General features: G+C 58.9%; 16 protein-coding genes. 11 read left to right on the top strand and 5 right to left on the bottom strand.

Annotated features, from left to right (window positions below; genetic code table 11):
* Positions 1-167: 167 nt before the first annotated feature.
* Both miaB and BQ5379_RS05970 read left to right on the top strand, forming a co-directional pair.
* Positions 168-1517, top strand: a complete 1350-nt coding sequence (miaB, locus tag BQ5379_RS05975; protein ID WP_071134596.1) for a tRNA (N6-isopentenyl adenosine(37)-C2)-methylthiotransferase MiaB — start codon at positions 168-170, stop codon at positions 1515-1517.
* 406 nt (positions 1518-1923) lie between these two features.
* Entirely contained in the window at positions 1924-3081 is a 1158-nt protein-coding gene (locus BQ5379_RS05970; protein WP_071134595.1) for an acyltransferase family protein, read from the top strand.
* Positions 3082-3220: 139 nt separating this feature from the next.
* On the opposite strand, the gene BQ5379_RS05965 is transcribed toward BQ5379_RS05970, so the two are convergent.
* Complete coding sequence (locus BQ5379_RS05965) at positions 3221-4897, bottom strand: sialidase family protein (protein WP_071134594.1); 1677 nt, start codon at positions 4895-4897, stop codon at positions 3221-3223.
* Positions 4898-5251: 354 nt separating this feature from the next.
* Complete coding sequence (locus BQ5379_RS05960) at positions 5252-5815, bottom strand: Crp/Fnr family transcriptional regulator (protein ID WP_071134593.1); 564 nt, start codon at positions 5813-5815, stop codon at positions 5252-5254.
* A 398-nt stretch (positions 5816-6213) separates the two neighbouring features.
* Between BQ5379_RS05960 and rimO the strand changes: the two genes are divergently transcribed.
* The 5 genes from rimO to BQ5379_RS05935 all read left to right on the top strand — a co-directional run bounded on the left by rimO (position 6214) and on the right by BQ5379_RS05935 (position 13194).
* Positions 6214-7506: a 30S ribosomal protein S12 methylthiotransferase RimO gene (rimO, locus tag BQ5379_RS05955; RefSeq protein WP_071134592.1), complete on the top strand. Its 1293-nt coding sequence runs from the start codon at positions 6214-6216 to the stop codon at positions 7504-7506.
* Between the two features lie 82 nt (positions 7507-7588).
* A complete protein-coding gene (locus BQ5379_RS05950; RefSeq protein WP_071134591.1) occupies positions 7589-7885 on the top strand; it encodes a hypothetical protein in 297 nt (98 codons plus the stop codon).
* A 128-nt stretch (positions 7886-8013) separates the two neighbouring features.
* Positions 8014-8403 (top strand): cell division protein ZapA, encoded by a 390-nt coding sequence (locus BQ5379_RS05945; RefSeq protein WP_071134590.1) that lies wholly within the window; start codon positions 8014-8016, stop codon positions 8401-8403.
* A gap of 586 nt (positions 8404-8989) precedes the next feature.
* A complete protein-coding gene (gene rny / locus BQ5379_RS05940) occupies positions 8990-10531 on the top strand; it encodes a ribonuclease Y (RefSeq protein WP_071134589.1) in 1542 nt (513 codons plus the stop codon).
* Positions 10532-10992: 461 nt separating this feature from the next.
* A complete protein-coding gene (locus tag BQ5379_RS05935; RefSeq protein ID WP_071134588.1) occupies positions 10993-13194 on the top strand; it encodes a GH92 family glycosyl hydrolase in 2202 nt (733 codons plus the stop codon).
* Between the two features lie 435 nt (positions 13195-13629).
* Here BQ5379_RS05935 and BQ5379_RS05930 read toward each other — a convergent pair whose 3' ends face one another.
* Together BQ5379_RS05930 and BQ5379_RS05925 are read right to left on the bottom strand one after the other, a co-directional pair.
* Positions 13630-15240: a fumarate hydratase gene (locus tag BQ5379_RS05930; protein ID WP_071134587.1), complete on the bottom strand. Its 1611-nt coding sequence runs from the start codon at positions 15238-15240 to the stop codon at positions 13630-13632.
* 213 nt (positions 15241-15453) lie between these two features.
* Entirely contained in the window at positions 15454-16809 is a 1356-nt protein-coding gene (locus BQ5379_RS05925; RefSeq protein ID WP_071134586.1) for a mechanosensitive ion channel family protein, read from the bottom strand.
* Between the two features lie 350 nt (positions 16810-17159).
* On the opposite strand from BQ5379_RS05925, the gene secDF reads away from it, so the two are divergent.
* From secDF to BQ5379_RS05910, 3 genes are all read left to right on the top strand, one after another.
* On the top strand, positions 17160-20123 hold the full coding sequence (secDF, locus tag BQ5379_RS05920; RefSeq protein WP_071134585.1) for a protein translocase subunit SecDF: 2964 nt from the start codon (positions 17160-17162) through the stop codon (positions 20121-20123).
* Between the two features lie 98 nt (positions 20124-20221).
* Complete coding sequence (locus tag BQ5379_RS05915) at positions 20222-20878, top strand: ABC transporter ATP-binding protein (protein WP_071135561.1); 657 nt, start codon at positions 20222-20224, stop codon at positions 20876-20878.
* Between the two features lie 375 nt (positions 20879-21253).
* Positions 21254-23410 (top strand): elongation factor G, encoded by a 2157-nt coding sequence (locus BQ5379_RS05910; RefSeq protein WP_071134584.1) that lies wholly within the window; start codon positions 21254-21256, stop codon positions 23408-23410.
* A gap of 380 nt (positions 23411-23790) precedes the next feature.
* Here BQ5379_RS05910 and BQ5379_RS05905 read toward each other — a convergent pair whose 3' ends face one another.
* Positions 23791-24321, bottom strand: coding sequence for a DJ-1/PfpI family protein (locus BQ5379_RS05905; protein WP_071134583.1), 531 nt, complete (start codon positions 24319-24321; stop codon positions 23791-23793).
* Positions 24322-24474: 153 nt separating this feature from the next.
* On the opposite strand from BQ5379_RS05905, the gene BQ5379_RS05900 reads away from it, so the two are divergent.
* On the top strand, positions 24475-24852 hold the full coding sequence (locus tag BQ5379_RS05900) for a winged helix-turn-helix transcriptional regulator (RefSeq protein ID WP_071134582.1): 378 nt from the start codon (positions 24475-24477) through the stop codon (positions 24850-24852).
* Positions 24853-25048: the final 196 nt, after the last annotated feature.

Here is a 25048-nt window from a genome sequence, read left to right as displayed (position 1 = left end):
AAATATTAAGTGTCCGATAATCAGGAGTCGTTCCACTGTGCCGCTTTACGTGCCAAGGTGTGTGGGGAGTGTGTTGTGAAAAAAATTGCAAATGATTGCCGGTTTCCCGCTCCGGCGAATATGCGTATCTTTGCCGCGGACTAAATCAGAACAGAGACAAGTTGGCTATGGGTAATCCGAAATACAACCTTGCTGTGCAGCAGGGACAGGGCAAATTTCACATCGAGACCTACGGGTGTCAGATGAACCAGAACGACAGCGAAGTGGTCGTGGCCGTCATGCAGCAGAACGGGTTTGAGTACACCCCGACGCTGGAGGAGGCCGATGTGGTGCTGATCAACACCTGTGCAATCCGTGACAATGCCGAACAGCGCATCTGGGGCCGGCTGGCTGAACTGCGCGGACTTAAAAAACGGAAACCGTGGCTGTTGGTCGGCATTCTCGGCTGCATGGCCGAACGGCTCAAGGACCAGCTGATCGAGCAGGAGAAGAGCGTCGATATTGTGGTGGGACCGGACGGTTACCGCTCGCTGCCCGAGTTGGTGCGGCAGGCGGCCAGCGGGACCAAGGCCGTGAACGTGCTGCTCTCGCGCGAGGAGACCTATGCCGAGATCAGCCCCGTGCGGCTCGACCGTAACGGCGTGACCGCCTTCGTGAGCATCATGCGCGGGTGCAACAACATGTGTGCCTATTGCGTGGTGCCCTATACGCGTGGCGTGGAACGCAGCCGCGACACCGAAACCATCCTGGCCGAGGTGCGCGATCTGTTTGCCCGCGGCTACCGCGAGGTGACGCTGTTGGGGCAAAACGTCAACTCCTACCGCTACGGCGAGGTGAATTTTGCCCGTCTGCTGGCGATGGTGGCCGAGGTGTCGCCGCTGCTGCGCGTGCGTTTCGCCACGTCGCACCCCAAAGACCTCTCGGACGAGCTGATCGACACGATCGCCGCCTGGCCCAACATCTGCCGGGCCATCCACCTGCCTGCCCAGTCGGGTTCGTCGCGGATGCTGGAGCTGATGAACCGCAAGTATACGCGCGAGTGGTACCTCGACCGCATTGCGGCCATCCGTCGCCGGATTCCGGACTGCTCGATCTCGACCGACCTGATTGCGGGCTTCTGTACCGAAACCGAGGAGGATCACCAGCAGACTCTATCATTGATGCGCGAGGTGGGATATGAGTTCTCCTACATGTTCAAATATTCCGAACGCCCCAATACCAAGGCGCAGCGCACGATGACCGACGACGTGCCGGAGGAGGTCAAGACGGCGCGGCTCACGCAGATCATCAACCTGCAGAACGAACTGTCGCTGGAGTCGAACCGGCGCGACGTGGGGCGTCATTTCGAGGTGCTGATCGAGGGCGACTCCAAACGGTCGGCGGACGAGGTCTATGGACGCACGTCGCAGAATAAGGTGGTCATTCTGCCCAAGATGAACTACCGGCCGGGCGACTACGTGCATGTGCTGATTACGGACTGCACGTCGGCGACGCTGATCGGTACGCCGCTCTGTTAGGCTCCGGTAATATAGGAAACAGCACTGCGGGTGGTAACGAGGTATTCAACTCCTTGTCGCCACCCGCAGCCTTTTTGGGGGTGTGTTGGAAAGTCAGGGCGGATGGAAGGATTGCCGGGCGTAGTTCCCATACGACTGGTATGCTTCGATGAAGTCCCTGTTTAATCTATGTTTCGATGTGCGGGCGCGCGGGCTCGAAACGAACGGACAGGACACCGTCGGGATGGAAACTCATGTGTCCTATATAATTAGGTGTGGCGGGAATGGGTGTGGCGAAATTTTGGGGGAGCAGAGCGAAAAGGGTTCAAATTTTTGACGCAGGACAATTTTTTGTCCCTCTGCGTTCCGTAGCTTTGCCCCATTGTCTTATTAACCCCCACCCTTTTATCGAAATCGTAAGAGTATCATGCAAAACATCTCCTCCGCTGCTTTCGCAGACTCCAAAAAACACTACGAGATTCTCGACGGATTGCGTGGCGTGGCCGCTCTGCTGGTTGTGTTCTACCACATCTTCGAGGGGCTCTCGTTCGCGGCCGGCGGCACGGTGATCACCACCATCAACCACGGATACCTGGCCGTCGACTTCTTTTTTATCCTCTCCGGCTTTGTGATCGGGTACGCCTATGACGACCGTTGGGGCCGGACGATGACCCTCGGCGGATTCTTCAAACGGCGTCTGATCCGACTCCATCCGATGATCGTGATGGGGGTGGTGCTGGGCGCTGTGACCTACCTGTTGCAGGGTAGTGTGCAGTGGGATGGCACCCGGATGCCGCTGTCGATGGTGATGCTGGCGATGCTGCTGGCCCTGTTCATGATTCCGGCGGTGCCCGGTGCGCCGAACGATGTGCGCGGAAACGGCGAAATGTTCCCGCTCAATGGGCCCAGCTGGTCGCTCTTCTTCGAGTACATCGGCAATATCCTGTACGGTCTGTTCATCCATCGCCTTTCGACCCGCGTGCTGCGGTTGCTGGTCGTGCTGCTCGGGATCGGCCTGGCCTGGTTCGCGCTCTTCGACGTGGTGGGCTACGGCATGATCGGCGTGGGGTGGACCCTCGACGGCTGGAACTTCTTCGGCGGCCTGCTGCGGATGCTCTTCCCCTTCACGCTGGGGATGCTGCTCTCGCGTAACTTCCGTCCGGTGCGGGTGCGCGGTGCCTTCTGGATCTGCTCGCTGGTGCTGCTGGTGCTCTTCTGTGTGCCCTATATCGAAGGAAAGGCGGGTGTCAGTCTGAACGGTCTGTACGAGGTTTTCTGTATCTTCCTGGTCTTCCCGTTCCTGGTGCGGCTGGGGGCGTCGGGGTCGCTCACGGACGGTGTCTCGACGCGCGTCTGCAAGTTCATGGGTGACATCTCGTTCCCGCTCTATGCCGTGCATTATCCGATCATGTACCTCTTCTATGCCTGGCTGATCGACAATCAGCACTACACCTTTGCGGAGGTGTGGCCGCAGGCGTTGGGTGTCTTTGTCGGCAACGTGCTGCTGGCCTACCTCTGCCTGAAGCTCTACGACGAACCGGTGCGGCGGTGGCTGGCCCGGCGCTTCCTGTCCAAAAAGAACTGACGCGAGCCGTCTCTCTCCTATTTGTAGAGCGGGCGTGCGTTGCATCGGCAACGCACGCCCGCTCGATTGTTTGGCCCTTCCCTTCGATGTGTCGGGTGCAGGGAGATTCAATAGGCTGCTGGGGGGGGATGAAGTGGGATTAGCGGCCGCCGTCGACATGGTCGATCCATACGCCGGCCGGGTCGGGGGTGTGGCCGCCCAGCAGGTGAAGGTATGAAATGCCGTGCTCGGTGGGGCTGACCAGCGGCAGGGTGGCCCGTTTCCGACCATCGACCCAAAGGGTGGCAGGCTGGTTTTTCTTCCATTTTACGGTGACCTGGTGCCACGATTCGTCGTTGTCCCGGAGTTTGAGCTGTCGGCGGTCGAGCGGTACGGTGTACATGCATTCGTAGCGGGCGACGGTATCGGTGGGGTTGAACCAGCGGTCGTTCAGTACCAGTTGTACGCCTTTCGATCCGCGGGGCAGCTTGAGGCGGATGTTGACCGATCCGTCAGCAGCAGCCGGGAAGTTCCACACGGCACCGTCGTTGTCCTGCACCAGTGAGTCGTTCGGGGTGTAGCCCATGTGGAGGGCATTGGCTCCGGGACGGTCGGGGTGGGGTGCCAGCAGGGGCATCGCCTGGCGGTTGTAGCAGCAGTGGCCGACGATCCCCTTGTAGTACCGGAAGGCGGACCACTGGGCGAGGCTGTCGCTGAAGTCGCACGAGCGGCGCGGCTCGTAGAGCCAGTCGACGTCGAAGAGCAGCATCTTGCGGCAGAGCCGGTGCTGGCCAATCGAGACGAGTACTTTGCCGGGAGCCACTTCGACGGCCTGTACCTGGTGTACGCTCTTGTCTTCGCCGGTGCGGGTGTCGCCGAAGCGGGGCGAGTTACGTTCGCCGTTGAGCAGCAGCTCGCGCATGCCGACCCAGGTCCGGCCGTCGTCTTCCGAGATGGCTACGTGGGCGGCGTCACGGTTGGTGAAGACGTCGTCCCACACGCCGTTGGCCGTGGGCAGTTCGGGCAGCGGCGTGGTGTTGCACCAGAAGAAGAGCAGCCGGCCGTCGCTCAGCCGGTAGAGGGTCGGCATGGTGATGGTGCCGTAGAAGGGCGAAGGAGTGGCCGGGCTCCAGGTCTCGCCGCCGTCCTCGGAGAAGGACTGGTAGTGGCGGTCCTGCGAGGTGCGCATGATCATCCACAACCGGCCGTCGTTCAGCTCGACGATGGTCGGCTCGACGGCGCCGTGGTTCCAGCGCGTGCCCTGATGGAAACCGCCCTTCTCGTGGAGCGGTGCGGTGACCTGTGCCGAGGCTTTCCAGCTGCGGCCGTCGTCGTCGGAGTAGTAGACGAAGGCACCGCTGCGGTCGGTGCGGTGGGCGCCGGAGATGATGCGCCGCCCTCCGCGGATGAAGATCGGCGGTTTGTTCATAATGCCGGGCCGGTCGTCGATCCGGACGATGGTGCGTCCGCCGGTGAGCCCTCCTTCGGTGCGCATGGCGTAGACGTTGTTCCCGACGCAAAAGAGACGGATGTATTCGCCGCTCAGGGGCGACTGTTGGTCGGCGTAGGGCAGCTCGTAGGGCAGGGTGACGCTGCGCCAGGTCAGCCCGCTGTCGCGGCTCGACAGGTAGAGCGGTTGAGCGGAGGCGGGGTGGCTGCCGTAGTTGTAGTGGCGCAGTTCGCCGTCGGGCATCCGCGAGAGGCCGATGAAGGCGTCGCTCGGCGGGGTCCCCACGATGACGGGGGCGTAGACCGAGTCCAGCGAGACGGGAACGGCGCTGCGGGCGGCGGTCAGGGTGCAGCCGAGCAGGCACCCCAGGATTACGATTCGTTTCACGCTTATTGTGTTTTTGTTGTTGCGGATAAAGGTAGTGAATCCGGACTGTTTCTCAAAGGCCGATTCGACCGACAGGTAGTTTCAAGAGGCTTTAGAGTTCGGTAAGGAGGGGTGTGGGGTAGTTTCTGAAACAAACTGTTGGAGCGGAGGCTTGTTGTATCCGACGGGAAGAACGAAACGTGTGCGAACAGGGAAACCGATGGCTTGCGGCGGGGGATACGCAGCAAGGGATATGCGCAGGGGAGGATGAAATGCAGCCGAGGTGGAACCGTGGCGGAGCAAGGCACGGAAGAGGGGGTGAAAGAGGACCGAAAGAGGGTTGAAGGGGGTAATGAAAAAGGCGCCGGGGCGGAACTATTTACGGGCGCGGAGGCGACTCAGGGTCGGCAGGGTGATCCCGAGGTAGGAGGCGATGAATTGCAGCTGGACGCGTTGGCAGACTTCGGGAAACTGGCGCTGGAACTCCTCGTAGCGCTCCCGGGCCGAGAGGGTCAGCCGCTCCTTGTGCGAGCGGTGGAGGCGACGGTATTCGTTCTGGTGGATGATGCGTCCCCAGTTGGCCAGCTCGATGTTGGTTTCGAACAGGTGGATCAGGTCGGTCAGCGCGATGCGGTAGGCGACCACCTCTTCAAGCGCCTCGACATACTCTTCACTGATCTTGTTGTAGTAGAGCTCGTCCATACTGAAGACGATGCTCCCCTCCCAGGCGAACGAGGTGGTGATCTCCTCGCCGTTCACCAGCCAGAATGACCGGGTCATGCCCTGTTCGATGAAGTAGGCCGACTTGCAGTAGATGCCGGCGCGGATCATCTGGTGGCGTTTCGGAAAGCGGCACGGCTCGACCCGGTCCAGCAGCTGTTGCACGGTCTGGTCCGACAGCGGGTAGAGTGAGTTGATCTTGGCAATGACGTGTTCCATGCGGCGGTTTCCAATCAATCGGCCGGAGGAGACGCCGGCCGATTCACAAAGATAGCGCATTGCTCCGGAATCTCCTCGTTTCGTCGCGTGTTGTCTGCGGAGCGGCAGCAGCGGGCGACTGCGGTCGGTGGGGCTGAGGCGGCGAAGGTGTGCGGCGTGGCCGGAAGAGGTGGTGCACGGGGTGTGAGTGCAGAAGGGGGGAGTGGCCGAACCCCGGATTTTCCTTACCTTTGTGGCGGGAATTCCGGGCAGTGACGCTGGGAAACGTGTGCCGGAGAGAGGGGCGGGAGAGGTGTTGCGTGCCGCGTTTCGATGACCGTCCGCCGGCGGCTGTTTGTGCGTGGTGGGGGATTGTACGCCGTCCGCACCCCTGTGATACCTGTTAAATCTCGGTCCGTATGAAGAAAAAGAAGATCAATATCGTCACCCTCGGGTGTGCCAAGAATATCGTCGATTCCGAGCACCTCGCCGGCCAGCTCGGCGACGGCTGGGAGGTGGTTTACGACAGCGACTCCACCGATGCCAAAGTGGTGGTTATCAATACGTGTGGTTTTATCGGCGACGCCAAAGAGGAGTCGATCAATACCATTCTCCGTTTTGCGGCGGCCCGTGAAGCCGGCGACATCGACCACCTGTTCGTGATGGGGTGCCTCAGCGAGCGGTATCGCGACGAGTTGCGGGCCGAAATCCCCGAAGTCGATGAGTTCTTCGGCGTGAACAACCTGGCCGATATTCTCCGCACGGTCGGCGAACGCTATCGCGACGAGTTGCGCGGCGAACGGCGTCTGACCACTCCCGCCCACTATGCCTACCTCAAAATCTCCGAGGGGTGTAACTGGGGCTGCGGCTACTGTGCCATTCCGCTGATCCGCGGCAAACACGTCTCGGTTCCCTTCGAAGAACTGATCGACGAGGCGACTGCACTGGCCCGGAAAGGGGTGCGGGAGTTGATCGTCATCGCTCAGGATACCACCTATTACGGACTCGATCTCTATGGTAAACGTCGGCTCGGCGAACTGCTGCGTGCATTGTGCCGCATCGACGGAATCGAGTGGGTGCGGCTTCACTATGCCTACCCGGCTCACTTCCCGCAGGATGTGATCGAAGCGATGCGCGATGAGCCCAAAATCTGCAAATACCTCGACATCCCCCTCCAGCATATCAGCGACCGGATGCTCCGTTCGATGCGGCGCGGTCTGGACAAGGCCGAAACCATCCGGCTGGTCGAGGATCTGCGGTGCGAGATTCCCGACATCGCCCTGCGCACCACGCTGCTGGTGGGCTATCCCGGCGAGACGGAGGCCGATTTTCAGGAGTTGATGGAGTTCGTGGCGGCCACGAAGTTCGATCGTCTCGGCGTCTTCCCCTACTCCGAAGAGGAGGGAACCTATTCGGCCCGCGAACTCACCGACGACGTGCCGCAGGAGGTCAAGGAGGCGCGTGCCGACGCCATCATGGAGCTTCAGCGCGACATCGCTCGCGGAGGCAACGAGCGGCTGGTGGGTACCACCCAGCGTGTCATCATCGACCGCCGCGACGACGATTTTTGGGTGGGCCGCACCCAGTACGATTCGCCCGAAGTGGATCAGGAGGTGCTCATCCCGGCCGTGGAGACGCTGCGGCCCGGCGAATTCGCCACGGTCCGGATCGTCTCGGCTGACGACTATGACCTGCAGGGCGAACTGGTCTGATCCTCCAAGCGTGTTGCAAGATTTGCAAATCCCGGGGGAAAGCCTTAACTTTGTAGTACAGATAAGTGGATAGATACGCCCAATGACCGAAATCTCGGAGCTGAATCTCGTGGAACGCGTCGAACGCAACGTCGAACGCATCCTGGCGCAAAACGAAGAACTGCGTCAGGCCAACGCAGGGTTGGCTGCCGAAAATGCCAGGCTCGAAGCGTTGACTGCCGCACAAAAGGAGGAGATCACATCGTTGCGTACGCAACTCGATCAACTCCTGCTGCGCAAATCCGTGACCGAAGTGTCCGGAGGCGTGCGGGCAGCCAAAATCCGCATCAACCGCCTGCTGAAAGAGGTCGATCGCTGTATCGCACTGATGAATAAATAGAAAGCGGTCCCCTTCTGCTGTCGCATTCCCGACCGGCCGGATCGAACGCTCCGCATGTGGAGCGCCGAATGCCGCCACGCGGGCACAGGGACGACACGAAGACCGCAAGGCAACTAAGGACACCAGGTATGGAACGGAAGATGATGAAGATTCGGGTAGAGATAGCCGAAAAACCGTACCGACTGACCATACCTGCCGATGAAGAAGAGAGAGTGAGGCGCGCGGCGAAACACATCAAGGAGCAGATCGACTTCTTGAAACGCAATTACGACGCGTCGCTGACCGAATATCTGGCCATGGCCGCCATGCGCATCTCCATCGAAAACGAGGAGAACAAAGAGCGGCTCCAAATGGCGCCCGAAGCCCTGAAGCTCAAGGCACTCGCCTCGCAGCTCGACCAGTGGGCCGGCACATACGGCGACCGGGAAACCCAAACCGCACAAACGGAACCCGCACCGATCGTCAAACCCAAAGCCAGACGGGGCCGACCCCGTAAAACGGACAGCGTGAAGCCTTGATAACGAGCTAACACACCTACGCGTCCCCAGCGACGCGACATCCCGGCCACCCACACCCCGTGGCATGCCGGAAAACAACGTTCTTTCGGGAAAAGATACATTACTCCCCCCCCCGTGGCTGTGCAGACAGTCGTATGGTGGTGGTTCCCGGAACAAAGGCCGTGCTCCCGTATCGGGGAACGGACCCTCCGGGTCATCCGTCGGGGCGAAGTGTATCTCCATTCTCGGTACATACCAGAAGAAACCGAAACATGCCCGCATGGTTTCCTTTTGCTTTGCGATACTCAACACTAACTACTTGGAGCATATAACTCTATGGACGTAGGACAGGCCTTGCCCCGCTTCGGCGGGTTCCCGCACTCCAAACGCCGCCCGGCGCGGCGGCGGGACGTTGGAAGTCCCAAATCCACAGGCGGCTCCACCCATGATTTGACCGGAGTTTTCGTCAAACCATCCAAAGGAGACCATGCTTTTTTTATGCCCGCCCGTCAGCACTCCCTCCCCCAGGCCCAGCCCCGGTGAGGCGGTACGCAAACGATGAAATATACTTAACCAATAACATAACCAACCTTCTAACAACACACGAATGGACATACTGATTATAGTAATAAGTGCCGTAGTCGCCGCCGCCGTGGTAGGTTACGCCACTTATATGTTTACCTACAAATCGACCGAAAAACGGCGCACCGCCATCCTGCGTGAAGCCGAGCAGGACAGCGAAATGCTCAAGAAAGAGAAAATTCTTCAGGCCAAGGAGAAATTCCTCCAGATGAAGGCCGAGCACGAAAAACAGGTCGCCGACCGCAACAGCCGTCTCCAGCAGATCGAATCCAAGATCAAGCAGCGCGAGAACCAGCTCAATCAGGAGAGCGATCAGCTCAACAAACGCATCAAAGAGTTTGAAGCCACTAAAAACCGCGTGGAAAACGAACTCCAGTCGTTGGCCGGCCGTAAGGAAGAGCTCGATCGGCTGACCAAGGCACAGATCGCCAAACTCGAACAGATCAGCGGCCTTTCCGTCGACGAGGCCAAAGCCCAGCTCATCGAACAGCTCAAGTCCGAAGCCAAGACCGAAGCGATGAGCTACATCAACGACATCATCGACGAGGCCAAAATGACCGCAAGCAAAGAGGCCAAGAAGATCGTCGTGCAGAGCATCCAGCGCGTAGCCACCGAAGCCGCCATCGAAAACTCCGTTACCGTCTTCAATATCGACTCCGACGAAGTCAAAGGCCGCATTATCGGTCGCGAAGGTCGCAACATCCGCGCCCTCGAAGCCGCAACCGGCGTCGAAATCATTGTCGACGACACCCCCGAAGCCATCATTCTCTCCGGTTTCGATCCCGTCCGTCGTGAAATCGCGCGTCTGGCTCTCCACCAGCTCGTCACCGACGGCCGCATCCACCCCGCACGCATCGAAGAGGTTGTCGCCAAAGTCCAGAAACAGATCGAAGAAGAGATCGTCGAAGTCGGTAAGCGTACCGCCATCGACCTCGGTATCCACGGGCTCAACTCCGAACTGATCCGCCTGATCGGTAAGATGAAATACCGCTCGTCATACGGTCAGAACCTCCTCCAGCACTCGCGCGAAGTGGCCAACCTCTCCGGTATCATGGCAGCTGAACTCGGTCTGAATCCCCAGCTGGCCCGTCGTGCCGGTCTGCTCCACGACATCGGCAAGGTGCCCGACGACGAACCCGAACTGCCGCACGCCATCATCGGGATGAAGATCGCCGAGAAATTCAAAGAGAAACCCGAAGTGGTCAACGCTATCGGTGCGCACCACGACGAAATCGAAATGACCACCCTGATCGCCCCGATCGTTCAGGTGTGCGACGCCATCTCCGGTGCCCGTCCCGGTGCCCGTCGCGAAGTGGTCGAAAGCTACATCAAGCGACTCAAAGAGATGGAGGACATCGCCCTGGCTCATCCCGGCGTGCTCAAGACCTACGCCATCCAGGCCGGTCGTGAGCTGCGCGTGATCGTCGGCAGCGAAAAGATCAGCGACCAACAGGCCGAGATCCTCTCGCACGACATTGCCAAGAAGATCCAGGACGAAATGACCTATCCCGGTCAGGTGAAGATCACCGTGATCCGCGAAACCCGCTCCATCAGCTACGCCAAGTAAGGCGGCTGATGGCCCGGGGCCGGGTGGGCTGTGCCGGGGGGCAGTAGAGAGAAAAACAGAGAGGAGCCGAGAGGAGTTTGGCAGAGAGGTGACCGATAGAGAGAGCAGCAGAGAGGCCAAAAATGAGGGGGGAAGCAAGGGGTGAGAAGGGGATGATGTAAGCGTGAGGGTGTGAAACCCCGAATAGACCCGAGGCATAAGATGTGAGGCGTGGATGGTGTGAAGACCATCATATCATGCCGAGCACAAAACCACCGGTAGACAGGTTTATTGTACAAGGGAGCGGTTCCTGGTCTGACTGACCGGGAACCGCTCCCTTTTTATGCCCCAGCCAAAGAGGCGGAAGCACGGCTATATAACTGAAAATTTTATCTTTGCTGCGAAAGCTCTTTGTCTGCGGCGCCGACTGCGTATAGTTGATGCCAACCGACAGACCGCGCCCTGTTTCAACCTGTTACGATATGAAAAAACGATACCTTATTGTCTCTGTTTGCAGTGTGGCTGCGGTGTTCGCCCTATCCTGTACACCGCACGAAATGAGTGTTGCCGACGATCCCGTCGTGCTGGTGAACCCGCTGATCGGAACCGACGGCCCCGGTAACGTCTATCCCGGAGTCAGCGCACCCTTCGGAATGGTGCAACTGTCGCCCGACAACGGAACCAGCGGTTGGGACCGCATTGCCGGATACTTCTGGCCCGACACCACCATTGCCGGTTTCTCCCACACCCACCTGAGCGGTACCGGGGCCGGTGACCTCTACGACATTAGCTATATGCCTGCCGTCCCCCCCTTCAAGGTCGGCGAAGGCGAGTTGGGAGTCTACTCCGTCTTCAATCACGTGGAAGAGACAGCCGAGGCAGGCTATTACAGCGTCTATCTGACCGACTACCAGACCCGCGTCGAACTGGTCGCCACCGAGCGGTGCGGCATGCAGCGTTACCTGTTTCCCAAAAGTGCCGAAGCCACGGTATTTGTCAACCTCGCCAAACAAATGAATTGGGACTACACGATGGGATCCGAGTTGCGTGTGGTCGATGATCGTACCATCGAGGGGTACCGCCTTTCGGAAGGGTGGGCGCCCGATCAGCGCATCTATTTCGTGGCTCAATTCTCGCAACCCTTCACGACGTACAGCATCGATACGGTGGTTTCCGAGCACCCTGTGGCTCGATACAACGGCCTTGAAAGCCACATCGGCCGTTTTGTTTTCGACACCCGCGACGGTCGCCCCGTGACCGTTCGGACCGCCATTTCGGCTGTCGATATCGAAGGGGCGCGTCGCAACCTGGCCGCCGAGATGCCCGACTTTGCCTTCGACAGCATCCGCACCGCCCAGCGTACCCGGTGGAACGCTCTGCTCGATCGGATTCAGGTCAGGGGCGGCACTCATGACGAGCGGGTCAGCTTCTACACCGCCCTCTACCGTACCATGCTGGCCCCCACGCTCTTCGACGATGTGGATGGCCGATACTTCGGCCCCGACCGGCAGATTCATGCCGGAACACCCGGTGCCCGCAATTATTCCACCTTCTCGCTGTGGGATACCTACCGTGCCGCTCACCCGCTGTATACGCTGATTCAGCCCCGTCGTGTGTCCGACATGGCGATCTCGATGCTGAATTTCTACGACCAGCACGGTATGCTGCCCGTGTGGCCGCTGTGGGGCAACGAAACCGACATGATGATTGGTTACCACTCCGTGCCTGTACTGGCCGAGGCGGCGCTGAAGGGACTGCTCCCCGATACGATCTTGAACCGCGTGCTCGACGCCTGTGTCGCAACGGCCGAACGCGACGATTACCGCGGTATCGGGCGTTATCGTCAGTTGGGGTATGTCCCGGCCGACGAGGAGGGGGAGTCGCTCTCCAAGACGCTCGAGTATGCCTACGACGACCATTGCATCGCCCGGCTGGCCCGCTATCTGGGGCGTGATTCGGTGTATGAAGTCTTCGCGCGGCGGGCGAAAAACTATGCGAATCTCTTTTGTGTCGAGTCGGGTTTCATGCAGCCGCGTCTGGCGAACGGCCAGTGGCTGCCGGGTTTCGATCCGAAGGCCTATACGAAACACATCACCGAAAGCAACGGCTGGCAGTACCTGTGGGCCGTGCAGCAGGATGTCGAGGGGCTGGTGAAACTGATGGGCGGTCCCGAGGCGTTTGAGAAACGGCTGGACGAGATGTTTACGCTCTACCCCGAGGAGTCGGACACGCTGCCGATCTTCAGTACCGGCATGATCGGCCAGTATGCCCACGGCAACGAGCCGTCTCACCATGTGGCCTATCTCTATGACTACATCGGCCGGCCGCAGAAGACGCAGCAGTACGTTTCGCAGATTCTCCGCACGCAGTATGCCGCCACGCCGGCTGGGCTGTGCGGCAACGAGGATTGCGGCCAGATGTCGGCCTGGTATGTTTTCAGTGCGATGGGTTTCTATCCGGTCGATCCGGTGAGCCTGGAGTATGCCATTGGGACGCCGCTTTTCGAAGAGTCGGTGCTGCACCTGGAGAATGGTCGCACCTTCACGGTGCGGGCGCCGGGCGTCTCGGCCGAACGCTGCCGCATTGAGGCGATGACGCTGAACGGCAAACCGCTCGAACGCCCCTTTATCCTCTGGAACGATATTCAGGCGGGCGGTGTGCTGGAGCTGACCGTTGGCCGTTAGTCGTAGCGGGCCGAGGAATGCTTTTAGGAACGGGGGTGTGTAATCCTGAAAAACTGAAAAATTCGGAGAAACTGAAGCATCCGAAGAAACCCGGGAAAAACTGCCGGCGGGCGGAATGAGGCCTGTGCCTTTGGGGCGTATGAGAGGGTGCCGGGTCGGTTTCGAGGATGGGGGTCCCCGACGGATGGCCATCTCCGGTCGATACCCGTCCATCGGTGGTGTTGAAATTGTCGGAGGCTTCGGAATCCGGACTGTCGGTTGTTCCCTTCTCCTTTCATCAATAGTCCGGTGAATGGCCGACTGATAGTCCGGTGAATGGCCTGATCAATAGCCTAATCAATAGCCGGTCTCGCAGGCCGGTTGTCGGATGAAAAGGAATCGCGCCGGTTTCTCCCTCGTGGAGAAACCGGCGCGATGGGTTTTGCAGGTTGGATATTAGTGGGCGAATTCGGCGAAGAAGTCGTTGCCTTTGTCGTCCACGATGATGAAGGCCGGGAAGTTTTCGACGTAGATCTTGCGCACGGCTTCCATGCCGAGTTCCGGGAAATCGACCACTTCGACCGATTTGATGCTGTTCTTGGCCAGCACGGCAGCGGGACCGCCGATCGAACCGAGGTAGAATCCGCCGTGTTTCTTGCAGGCGTCGGTGACGGCCTTGCTGCGGTTCCCTTTGGCTACCATGATCATCGAACCGCCGTGATCCTGGAACAGATCGACGTAGGGGTCCATACGACCGGCCGTCGTCGGGCCGAACGATCCAGAGGCCATGCCGTTCGGCGTTTTGGCCGGACCGGCGTAGTAGATCGGGTGGTTCTTGAAGTATTCGGGCATCGGTTTGCCTTCGTCGAGCATCTTCTTGATCTGGGCGTGGGCGATGTCGCGGGCCACGATCAGCGTACCTTTGATGTTGAGGCGGGTTTTGATCGGGTATTTGGTCAGTTCGGCGCGTACGGCGTCCATCCCTTTGTCGAGGTCGATCTCAACGGCGGGGGTCAGACCGGGAGCCTGGGCGGGCAGGAAGCGGGCCGGGTTCTTTTCGAGCTGTTCGAGGAAGATACCCTCTTCGGTGATTTTTGCCTTGATGTTACGGTCGGCCGAGCAGCTCACGCCGATTCCCACGGGGCACGATGCGGCGTGGCGCGGCAGACGGATCACCCGCACGTCGTGTACCAGGTATTTGCCGCCGAATTGTGCTCCGACGCCCGATTCCTGGCAGATCTTCTTGATCTTTTCTTCCCATTCGAGGTCACGGAAGGCACGTCCGCCTTCGTTGCCGCTGGTGGGCAGGTGGTCGTAGTAGTGTGCCGAGGCTTTCTTGACGGTGGTCAGGTTGGCTTCGGCCGAGGTACCGCCGATCACTACGGCCAGGTGGTAGGGCGGGCAGGCTGCGGTGCCGAGGTCCTTGATCTTCTCTTTGATGAATTTGGTGAGCGACTCTTCGTTCAGCAGGGCTTTGGTCTGCTGGTAGAGGAAGGTCTTGTTGGCCGATCCGCCGCCTTTGGTCAGGAACAGGAATTCGTATTTGTTACCCTGGGTGGCGTAGAGGTCGATCTGCGCGGGGAGGTTGGTGGCGCTGTTCTTCTCGTCGGTCATGCTGAAGGGCACCACCTGCGAGTAGCGCAGGTTGCAGTCGCGGTAGGTTTCGAATACCCCTTTCGAGAGCCATTCGGCATCGTTGACGCCGGTGTAGACGTCTTCGCCTTTTTTACCGATCACGATGGCCGTACCGGTGTCCTGGCAGGTGGGTAGTTCGCCGTCGGCGGCCACGGTCTGGTTCAACAGCATGGTGTAGGCCACGAATTTGTCGTTGTCGCTGGCTTCGGGGTCTTCGAGGATGTTGGCCAGCATCTGCAGGTGCGATGCGCGCAGGTAAAACGATACGTCGTGGAACGCTTCGCGGGCCAACAGGTTCAGCCCTTCGGGTGCGACTTTCAGGATTTTCCGGCCGCAGCACTCTTCGACACTGACGTACTCTTTGGTCAGGAGGCGGTATTCGGTGGTGTCTTCCGACATCGGGAACGGCTCCTGGTATTTGAATTCTGCCATGGTAGTGTGATGTTTTGTAAGCTACCGCAAAGTTACTGTTTTTTCCGTAACAGAGAGGCGACGCATCGAGAAAATCCACCCTTCCGTCTCCGACCGCTGCGGCGACGAAGAGGGGAGGGTGGGTACAGTTTGTTGCGGGTGGCTGAAGGTGTGCCGGCCGTGCCGTTACGCCTGGAGGGTTGCCTCTTTCGTGGATGGGAGCCGGCGCAGGGGCTATGCGTGGCGTGTGAAGCCCTGGAGGGCATCGGCGATGTCGGCGCCGGAGGGGTTCTGGAACATCCGGATGCCGAACACGGGAGCGCTGGCAATCACGTATTCCACGACCGAACGGTGAACGGAGTCGAAGTCGTAGGGGCTTTTCTCTTTCGAGAAGGCGTAGACTTCGAGCCCGATGCCGCGCTCGGTGATGTCGGGCATGTAGCGGGCGTAGGTGAGCAGGTCGTGGTTCAGACGCGGGTGGCGGAAAAGATAGGTCTCGATGTGGGCCCGGAAGAGGGCCAGGTTGGTCAGGTTGTCGGGGCTGCTGGCGCGTGCCAGTTCGAGACTCGCTTCGGCCAGCGGTGCGGTGGCCGGGTGGGCGGCGATCTGTTGCAGCAGCTCCTGGTCGGCGAAACGGACGGACCCCATGTCGATGTAGAAGTGGCGCACGAAGCGTCGGCCGTCGCTGGTCTCCATGCCGCGCCAGTTGATAAAGGCTTCGGAGACCATCGAATAGATGGGGATCATGGTGATGGTGTTGTCCCAGTTGCGCACTTTGACCGAGTTGAGGTTGATGTCCAGCACGGTGCCGTCGGCCCCCTTGGAGGGCATTTCGATCCAGTCGCCGGGGCGGACCATGTCCTGGGCCGAGAGCTGGATGGAGGCGACCAGTCCCAGCAGCGTGTCCTTGAAAACGAGGGAAAGGACGGCCGCGGCGGCACCCAGACCCACCAGCAGCGTGGTGGGATTCTTCTGCAGGAGGGTGGCGATGATGAGGATCACGGCCAGGAAGGTCAGAAAGATCTTGCAGATCTGGATATAACCCTTGATGGAGCGGCGTTGGGCTTCGGGGCGTCGCTGGTAGAGGTCGTTGAGGGTGTCGAGCAGCGAGAAGCAGACCAGCAGCAGGGTGAAGATGATGGCCGAGCGCGTGATGAGCCGTGCGGCGAGGATCAGGCTGGGGTCGAAACCGCGGAAAAAGATCGTGATGCCGAACAGCACGATGCCCAGCGGTACCAGATAGAGCAGACGGCCGAAAAACTTGCGTCTGAATAGAATGTCGTCGATGTCGGTCTTGCTGTTCAGTACGCGTTGTTTGATGAATCCGATGACGAATCGGGAGATGATCCGGTCGACGGCCCATACGGTGAACGCCAGTGCCAGGCAGAGGCACAGAAAGGTGATCCCGTCGCTCCATCCGGGGCCTACGCCGTGGGAGCCGAGCCAGTTCCAGAAATTCTCGACCAGCCAGAATTTGGTCTGATGCGTTTCGGCAGCGGCCTGCAGGTGGGCCGTCAGGGTGGAATCGGCCGCCGCGAGGCGGGCGGTGTCGGCAGCTAACATGTTTTCGAACAGGGTGTAAGGGTCCATATATAAATAGGTCTCTTGCGGGCCCGGGTACGGTGGGGCGGATGCAAGGTAGTGATTTTTCCCCGTTTCGGGCCTCGCCTCCCGCGAGTTCTCGGTCGGGGCTGATCTCAGAAACGGGCAGGCGGGGCGATTCATTGTGCGTCGCGCCCGTTTTGCCGTTGGTCCCGAGAGGGGCGGCAACCGCCCGGTCAGGCAGCTTGAAACCCGGCAATTTTGGTTCCAAAGTCGAAATAGTGGGCGGGCGGAGGGGCTGAAAAACCGATTTTTAGGGAAGTGTCAGGAAAAAAGTATATATTTGCAACTTCTGATAACCGACTAAAAACAAAACAAAATAAAAATCTTTACAATCCATGCAGAATAAAGGCGCACTCAAGTTCCTGGCCATCATGCTGGCCATCGCCTGCGCGTTCCAGCTCTCGTTCTCGTTCGTGACGCGGAGCGTACGCAGCGATGCGGCCAAGGCATCGGGCGGGAACTCGGCCGTTGAACAGGCCTACCTCGACTCCATGAAGTCGCAGGTTGTGTACAACCTCGGGCTGGTGAAATACACCTATGCCGAATGTCAGGAAAAAGAGATCAACCTGGGTCTCGACTTGCAGGGGGGGATGAACATCACCCTCGAAATCGCTGTCGAGGACGTGCTCACGGCCCTCTCGAACCACAGCACCGACCCCGCCTTCCTCCAGGCGATGGCCGATGCCAAAAAGGCGATGAGCAGCAGTTCCGACGACTTCATTACCCTCTTTGCCAACGCCTACCGCAACGCGGCTCCGAACGGTCGTCTGGCCGCCATCTTCGGAACCTACGAACTGCGTAACAAGATTACCCCCGAGTCGACCAACGAACAGGTCATCAAAGTGCTCCGCGAATCGTGCGACGCCGCGATCTCCAACTCGTTCAACGTCCTCTCGACCCGTATCGACCGTTTCGGTGTGGTTCAGCCCAACATCCAGCGTATCGGCAACACCGGCCGTATCATGGTCGAACTGCCCGGTATCAAAGACCCCGAACGTGTGCGCAAGCTCCTTCAGGGTACCGCCGACCTCGAATTCTGGACCACCTACACCGCTAAGGAGATGTTCCCGTGGATGATGCAGGCCAACAACGAAGTGGCCAAAATCATCGCCTCGGCCGACTCGACCGCAGCACCGGCCGACAGCCTGAAAAGCGCTGTTGACTCCACCGACATCCTCGCAGCCCTCGACGCCGCACAGCAGGGTCAGGCTCCTCAGAGCGCTGCCCAGCAGGCTGCTCAGGCTACCTCGCTCTTCAGCGTGCTGCAGCCCATGCAGGAAGGCGGCGTGATCGGTATGGCTCAGTCTTACGACACCGCCACCGTCAACACCTACCTGAACATGCCGCAGGTGCGTTCGCTCTTCCCGCGTGACGTCCGCTTCTTGTGGAGCGTCAAAGGGATCAAAGGCAGCCCCACCGTATATGAACTCTATGCCATCAAAGGCAGCAGCGACGGTCGCCCCGCTCTCGACGGTAGTGTGATTACCGACGCCGTTGGCCAGTATGGCCAGACCGGCTCGGCCGCCGAAGTCTCGATGAGCATGAACGCTGCCGGCGCCAAAACCTGGGCTCGTCTGACCGCCGACAACGTCGGCCGCTACATCGCCGTTGTCCTCGACGGTTACGTTTACTCCTGCCCGGTTGTACAAGGTGAAATTACTGGTGGTAACTCGAGTATCAATGGCGACTTCACCATCGCGGAAGCCAAAGACCTGGCCAACATCCTCCAGGCCGGTCGTCTGCCTGCCCCTGCACAGATCATCCAGGAAGCTGTCGTAGGTCCCTCGCTCGGTCAGGAATCGATCGACGCCGGGATGACCTCCTTCGTGCTGGCCTTCGTGCTGGTGCTGATCTACATGATCTTCTTCTACCACACTGCCGGCTTCGTAGCCAACATCGCCCTGCTCGCCAACCTCTTCTTCCTGTTCGGGGTGCTCGTGTCGTTCGGCGCCGTGCTGACCCTGCCGGGTATTGCCGGTATCGTGCTGACCATGGGTATGGCCGTCGATGCCAACGTGATTATCTACGAACGTATCAAAGAGGAAATCCACGCCGGCAAGGGCCTCAGCCTCTCCATTGCCGACGGTTTCAAAAACGCCTATTCGGCCATCATCGACGGTAACGCCACGACCCTGATCACCGGTATCGTCCTCTTCATCTTCGGTAGCGGTCCCGTACAGGGCTTCGCTACCACCCTGATCATCGGTATCATCACCTCGCTCTTCTGCGCCATCTTCATCACCCGACTGATCTTCGTCGGCATGCTCGAAAAAGGCCGCAACATCAAATTCTGGAACGGCTGGACCGAACACTTCCTGGCCAATACCAAAGTTAACTTCATCAAGGCCCGCAAGTACAGCTACATCGTATCCGGCGTGGCTATTCTGGTGATGATCATTTCGCTGGCTACCAAGGGGCTGAGCTACGGGGTTGACTTCTCGGGTGGTCGCGCCTATGTGGTTCGCTTCGACAAACAGGTGACCGCCAACGAAGTGCGTGCCGCTTTGGAAACCGTCTTCACCGACGGCCTCGAAGTGAAACAGTACGGCAGCAAAGACCAGAAACAGATGCGCATCGTGACCCAGTACAAATATGCTGACGATGCAGACGGTGTGACCAACGAAATCAACGAGATGATGTACAAAGCCCTCGCGCCGCTGTACGAACAGAAAATCTCGATCGAGGACTTCACCACCACCGTAAGCAATCCCTACGGTATCATCAGCGCCGAAAAAGTGGGTCCGAGCATCGCTCACGACATCAAGGTTAACTCCTTCATCGCTGTGATCTTCTCGCTGCTGGCCATCGGCGTCTATATCGCCATCCGATTCAAGAACTGGCAGTACGGTATGGGCGGTGTCGTATCGCTGTTCCACGACGCCATCCTGACCATCGGTATCTTCTCGCTGCTCTACGGTCTGCTGCCCTTCAACCTCACCGTCGACCAGTCGTTCATCGCGGCCATCCTGACCATCATCGGTTACTCGATCAACGACACCGTGGTGATCTTCGACCGTATCCGTGAGAACATGATGCTCTACCCGCGTCGCTCGCGCAGTGAAAACATCAACCACGCGATCAACAGCACCTTGGCGCGTACGATCAATACCGCCGGTTCGACCTGCGTCGTGCTGATCGCCATCTTCATCTTCGGTGGTGAAGTGATCCGCGGTTTCGTCTTCGCTCTGCTCTTCGGGGTAATCGTAGGTACCTACTCGTCGGTATTCATCGCAACGCCGGTTGCCTACGACATGATGAAACGCAAAGACAGCAAAAATCGCAAGGCCATCGCCGAATAACGGCGCGGTATTGCGGATATGCCCATATCGCAGCGGGCTGTCCTTCCCGGAGAAGGACAGCCCGCTGTGTCGTTAAAAACGTTATATTTGTCCCCATGATGATACGATGCAGGGAGATACATAAACGATTCGGAACACTCGAAGTGTTGCGTGGAATCGACCTCGACATAGCACGAGGCGAAGTCGTCGCCATTGTCGGCCCCAGCGGAGCTGGCAAGACCACGCTGTTGCAGATTCTCGGCACCCTTTCGCGACCCGACAGCGGAAGCGTCGAAATCGACGGTCAGTCGGTCGGTGATCTGAAACCCGCCGAGCTCGTGAAACTGCGCAACCGGAAGATCGGTTTCGTCTTTCAGTTCCACCATCTGCTGCCCGAATTCACGGCCCTCGAAAACGTGATGATACCGGCTCTGATCGCTCGTCGTTCCCGGGCCGAGGCTGAAAAACGGGCGGTTGAACTGCTCGAACTGCTCGGGGTGGGACACCGCGGCAGTCACAAACCGGCCGAACTCTCCGGCGGCGAGCAGCAGCGCGTGGCTGTGGCGCGGGCGCTGATGAACGATCCGGCCGTGATTTTTGCCGACGAACCGTCGGGCAATCTGGACAGCGTGAATCGCGAAAGCCTCCACCGGCTCTTTTTCGAGCTGCGCGACCGTTTCGGATACACGTTTGTGATCGTGACCCACGATAATGACCTGGCAGCCATGTCTGACCGTCGTATCGCTATGCGTGACGGGCTGATTGTCAGTGAGTAGAAGCTTCGTGTTTGATATTTTGTCCGCCCTCAGCGGTGGATTTGCCTCTCCCGGTACCGAAATGGTGCCGGGATTTTTTTTGAGGGTATTTTGCGGTGAATCTGTTGTGAAGGGTTCCAGTCAGAAGGGATAGTCGGCCGTGTTTCCTGGCTGAACTGCGGGGATATGCCTGCGGCAATGCGTGTTCCGGCGTGCGAAACGACAGCGGACCGACCCTGCGGATTATCGATGTCAAGGCGCTTTTCAAAAGTGGATTTTCTACTGCTGTTGAAAATAAAATCGGATGGATGGTCGGAATCTGAATTCTAATCGTTATATTTATAGGCAGAATCCGGTTCGGATTTTTGGAAACTAACCCTCTAAAACCCGTTCGTTATGAAAAAATACCCCACTAACGAGATCAAAAACATCGTCCTGCTGGGAGCTTCCGGGGCAGGCAAGACCACCCTCGCCGAAGCCATGGCCTATGAAGGTAAAGTCGTAGAACGCCGCGGCTCCGTCGAGGGAGAAAACACACTGTCGGACTACACGGACATCGAACACCAGAACCACCGTTCGATCTTCTCGACCGTCCTCTATACCGAATTCAACGGGTACAAGCTGAACATTATCGACACCCCCGGTGCTGACGATTTCTGCGGTGCCCTTTTTTCATCGTTCAAGGTGGCCGACGTGGGTGTGATGCTGCTCAACGCCCAGAACGGGTTTGAAGTGGGGACCGAAATACAGGCACGTTACGCCCGCCGGCACGAAAAACCGGTCATCGCCGCCATCAACCAGCTCGACTCCGAAAAGGCAAACTGGGAGATGACCATCGAAGAACTCAAGGCCAACTCCGAAGCCCCGATCGTCGTGGTGCAATATCCCGTCAACCCCGGCCCCTCGTTCGACAGCTTCATCGACGTGCTGATGATGAAGATGTACAAATTCAAGGGCGACTCCGGCGAACGTGAAGAGCTGCCCATCCCCGAGTCCGAAATGGAGCGGGCCAAGGAGCTTAACAAAGCGCTGGTCGAAGCGGCTGCCGAGAATGACGAAGCCCTGATGGAACTCTATTTCGAAAAAGGCACCCTGACCCAGGACGAAATGCGCTCCGGGATCAAACTCGGTCTGGCCAAACGCGACCTGGTGCCCGTCTTCTGCCTCTCGTCCAAAAAAGACATCGGTACCAAGCGTCTGATGGAGTTCATTATCAACGTGGCTCCCGGTCCGCTCAAAGCCCCCAACTTCCGTCTGATCGGCGGTGGTGACGTGCAGGCCGATGCCAACGGTCCCGTGTCGATCTTTGTCTTCAAGACCTCGGTGGAACCCCACCTGGGCGAAGTGGCCTTCTTCCGCGTCATCAGCGGTACCCTCACCGAAGGGATGGAACTCACCAATATGGCTACCGGCAACAAGGAGAAGATCGGTCAGCTTTTTGTCAGCGCAGGGCGCAACCGTACCAAAGTGACCGAACTCTGCGCCGGTGATATCGGGTGTACCGTCAAACTGAAGGCTACCCGCGTGAACCACACCCTGAACGGTCCCGGTGCCGACTGGCAGATCAACCTGATCGGTTTCCCGCAGCCGCGTTTCCGCACCGCCGTCAAAGCCAAGAACAGCGCCGAAGACGAAAAACTTGGCGAACTGCTGATTCGCGCCACCTACGAAGACCCCTCGATCGGTGTCGAATACTCCAAGGAACTCAAGCAGACCATCCTCTCCGGGCAGGGTGAACACCACCTCAATATCCTCAAGGCTCAACTGGCTAGCACCCACAAGATCGAAGTGGAATACTTCCCGCCGAAGGTGCCCTATCGTGAAACCATTACCAAAACCGCTGCGGCCAACTACCGTCACAAGAAACAGTCGGGTGGTGCCGGACAGTTCGGCGAGGTGTCGCTCGTGATCGAGCCCTACTACGAAGGGATGCCCGCACCGTCGAAATACAAGATCGACGGCCGCGAACTGGTGATGAATATCAAGTCGGTCGAAGAGATCGACCTCGACTGGGGCGGCAAACTGGTCTTCTGCAGCGCCATCGTGGGCGGTGCGATCGACGCCCGCTTCCTGCCGGCCATCCTGAAGGGGATCATGGAGAAGATGGAAGAGGGACCCCTCACCGGTTCTTATGCCCGCGACATCCGCGTGGTGGTCTATGACGGTAAGATGCACCCGGTGGACTCGAACGAAATCTCGTTCAAGTTGGCCGGTCGCAACGCCTTCAAGGAGGCCTTCCGGAATGCCGGTGCGAAGATCATGGAGCCGATCTACCAGATCGAAGTGCTGGCCCCGAGCGACAAGCTGGGTGACGTGATGAGCGACCTGCAGAACCGCCGCGCCATCATCGAGGGCATGACCAGCGAAAAGGGCTTCGAAACCCTCACCGCACGTGTCCCGCTGGCCGAGATGAACCGCTATTCGACCTCGCTCAGTTCGCTCACCGGCGGACGGGCCACCTATACGATGAAATTCTCCGGCTACGAACAGGTGCCCTCCGACGTACAGGAAAAACTGCTCAAGGCCTACGCTGATACCGATAAGGACGAATAGTGTCCGCAGCGGAATGTGACGCGTCTATTTGCGAGCCGCACGCCGACTAATCCCGATGGAGCAGAGTCGGGTGCGGCTCGCTCCGTTTTACGGCCGATTCGGATTGGGTACGCGATCGGGTGAGTGGCTGCTATGATAGGAGTGAGGCGGGGAAACTGCAAAGCGTTTGATTAGTTTATACCCTGTCTATGTCTTACCTTGTATCACTGGTTTTGGGGCTATGAGGTCCCCAAAATGGTCTCCGTCCAGTGTGTAAACGCAAACAGGCTGTCGTCGCAAGTACGACAGCCTGTTTGCGTCTTTTCTACGGCCGCGGATTGTTTCGATGCGATCCTGCATGTCCGAGGGGCGATTTAAGCGTCCCGCAACGCGGCTTCGCATCAGGCTTCGAACCGTTCCAGCAGTTGAGGCATCATGGTCCAGATGGTTCCTTCGGTTTGCGCCGTGAAGAAGTTGCCGTCCACCACCGAGGGTTCGTCCGTGGCCGTGCCCTGCTGAATCGCGGCTTTGGCCAGCGGGTGTACGGCTACCCGTTTCCCGGCGGTGATGCCGGCCAGTTCGAACATCATCGCTGCCGCGCAGTGGCCGATCATCAGTTTGCCCCGTTTGCCGAAAGTCCGCAGTACCTCCATCAGTTCGACATTCCAGGGCTCCGAGGCGTGCTGCTGGAAGACGGGAATCGCGTCGCCGCACGAGAATACCAGCGCATCGAACTCATCCTCATGGCCTTTCAGTTCGGCAATGGTGCTGTTCACGGTCAGCCCCATGCCGGAGTTGGTCCGGATCTCGTTTGAACCGGAAACGGCGTAAACCGTGAAAGGAATCTTGTGTTCGTAGAAAGCCTCCAGGTACTGAAACAGTCCCATGCCATTGACCGGATTGACGGCCAGAACGGCTACTCGTTTTGCCATAATCGTTGTGTTTTTATGGGTGAGAATTTCGGTTATTTATCGTAAGCTGCTTACTTTTGTAATGCGAAAGTAAATAGTCTGTTGGTCGGAAACAAGAACGAACAGCTGGGTAACCGACTAACAGCGAGGTAACTAATGTTGAAAAAGAGGACGATGGAAACGGGAAAAATCGATCAGAATTTTCGGCCCTCGGCCGATTGTCCGATTCGGAACGTGCTGTGCCGGCTCGGCGAGAAGTGGCCCATGCTGGTGCTGGTGACACTGGCGGCTCGCGGGACGATGCGTTTTAACGAACTGCAGAAGTCCATCGGCGATATTTCGCAGCGGATGCTTTCGGTGACCCTGCGCACGCTGGTCGAAGACGGGCTGGTGGAGCGGATCGCCTATCCCGAAGTGCCGCCGCGGGTCGAGTACCGGCTGGCACCGCTCGGCGAGAGCCTGATGCCGCATATCGATGCGTTGGTCGGCTGGGCGTTATGCCATCTGGACGAGATCCGGGCTCGAAGAGCGGCAAGCCAGGCGGCGCGTTAGAACGCTTGCTTGACCATGGGAAGCCAAAGGCCGGCGCCGTTGTCCGCCATACCTCGTTCCCGCCAGACCTCCTATCCGCAATTCGTTCCGCGACGAGGTTTGCCGGAAAAGAGGCGTCGAACGGCGGAAGGTTTTCCGCAGCGGGCCGTGGAGGGCGAAAAGTTTTGTCGGATAGCCCCAGGCTTACCTTGCATAT

The organism is Millionella massiliensis, from assembly GCF_900104655.1.
Classification (GTDB): domain Bacteria; phylum Bacteroidota; class Bacteroidia; order Bacteroidales; family Rikenellaceae; genus Rikenella; species Rikenella massiliensis.
The sequence above is the reverse complement of the archived record's forward strand: the minus strand, read 5'-3'. Positions and strand labels throughout refer to the sequence as shown.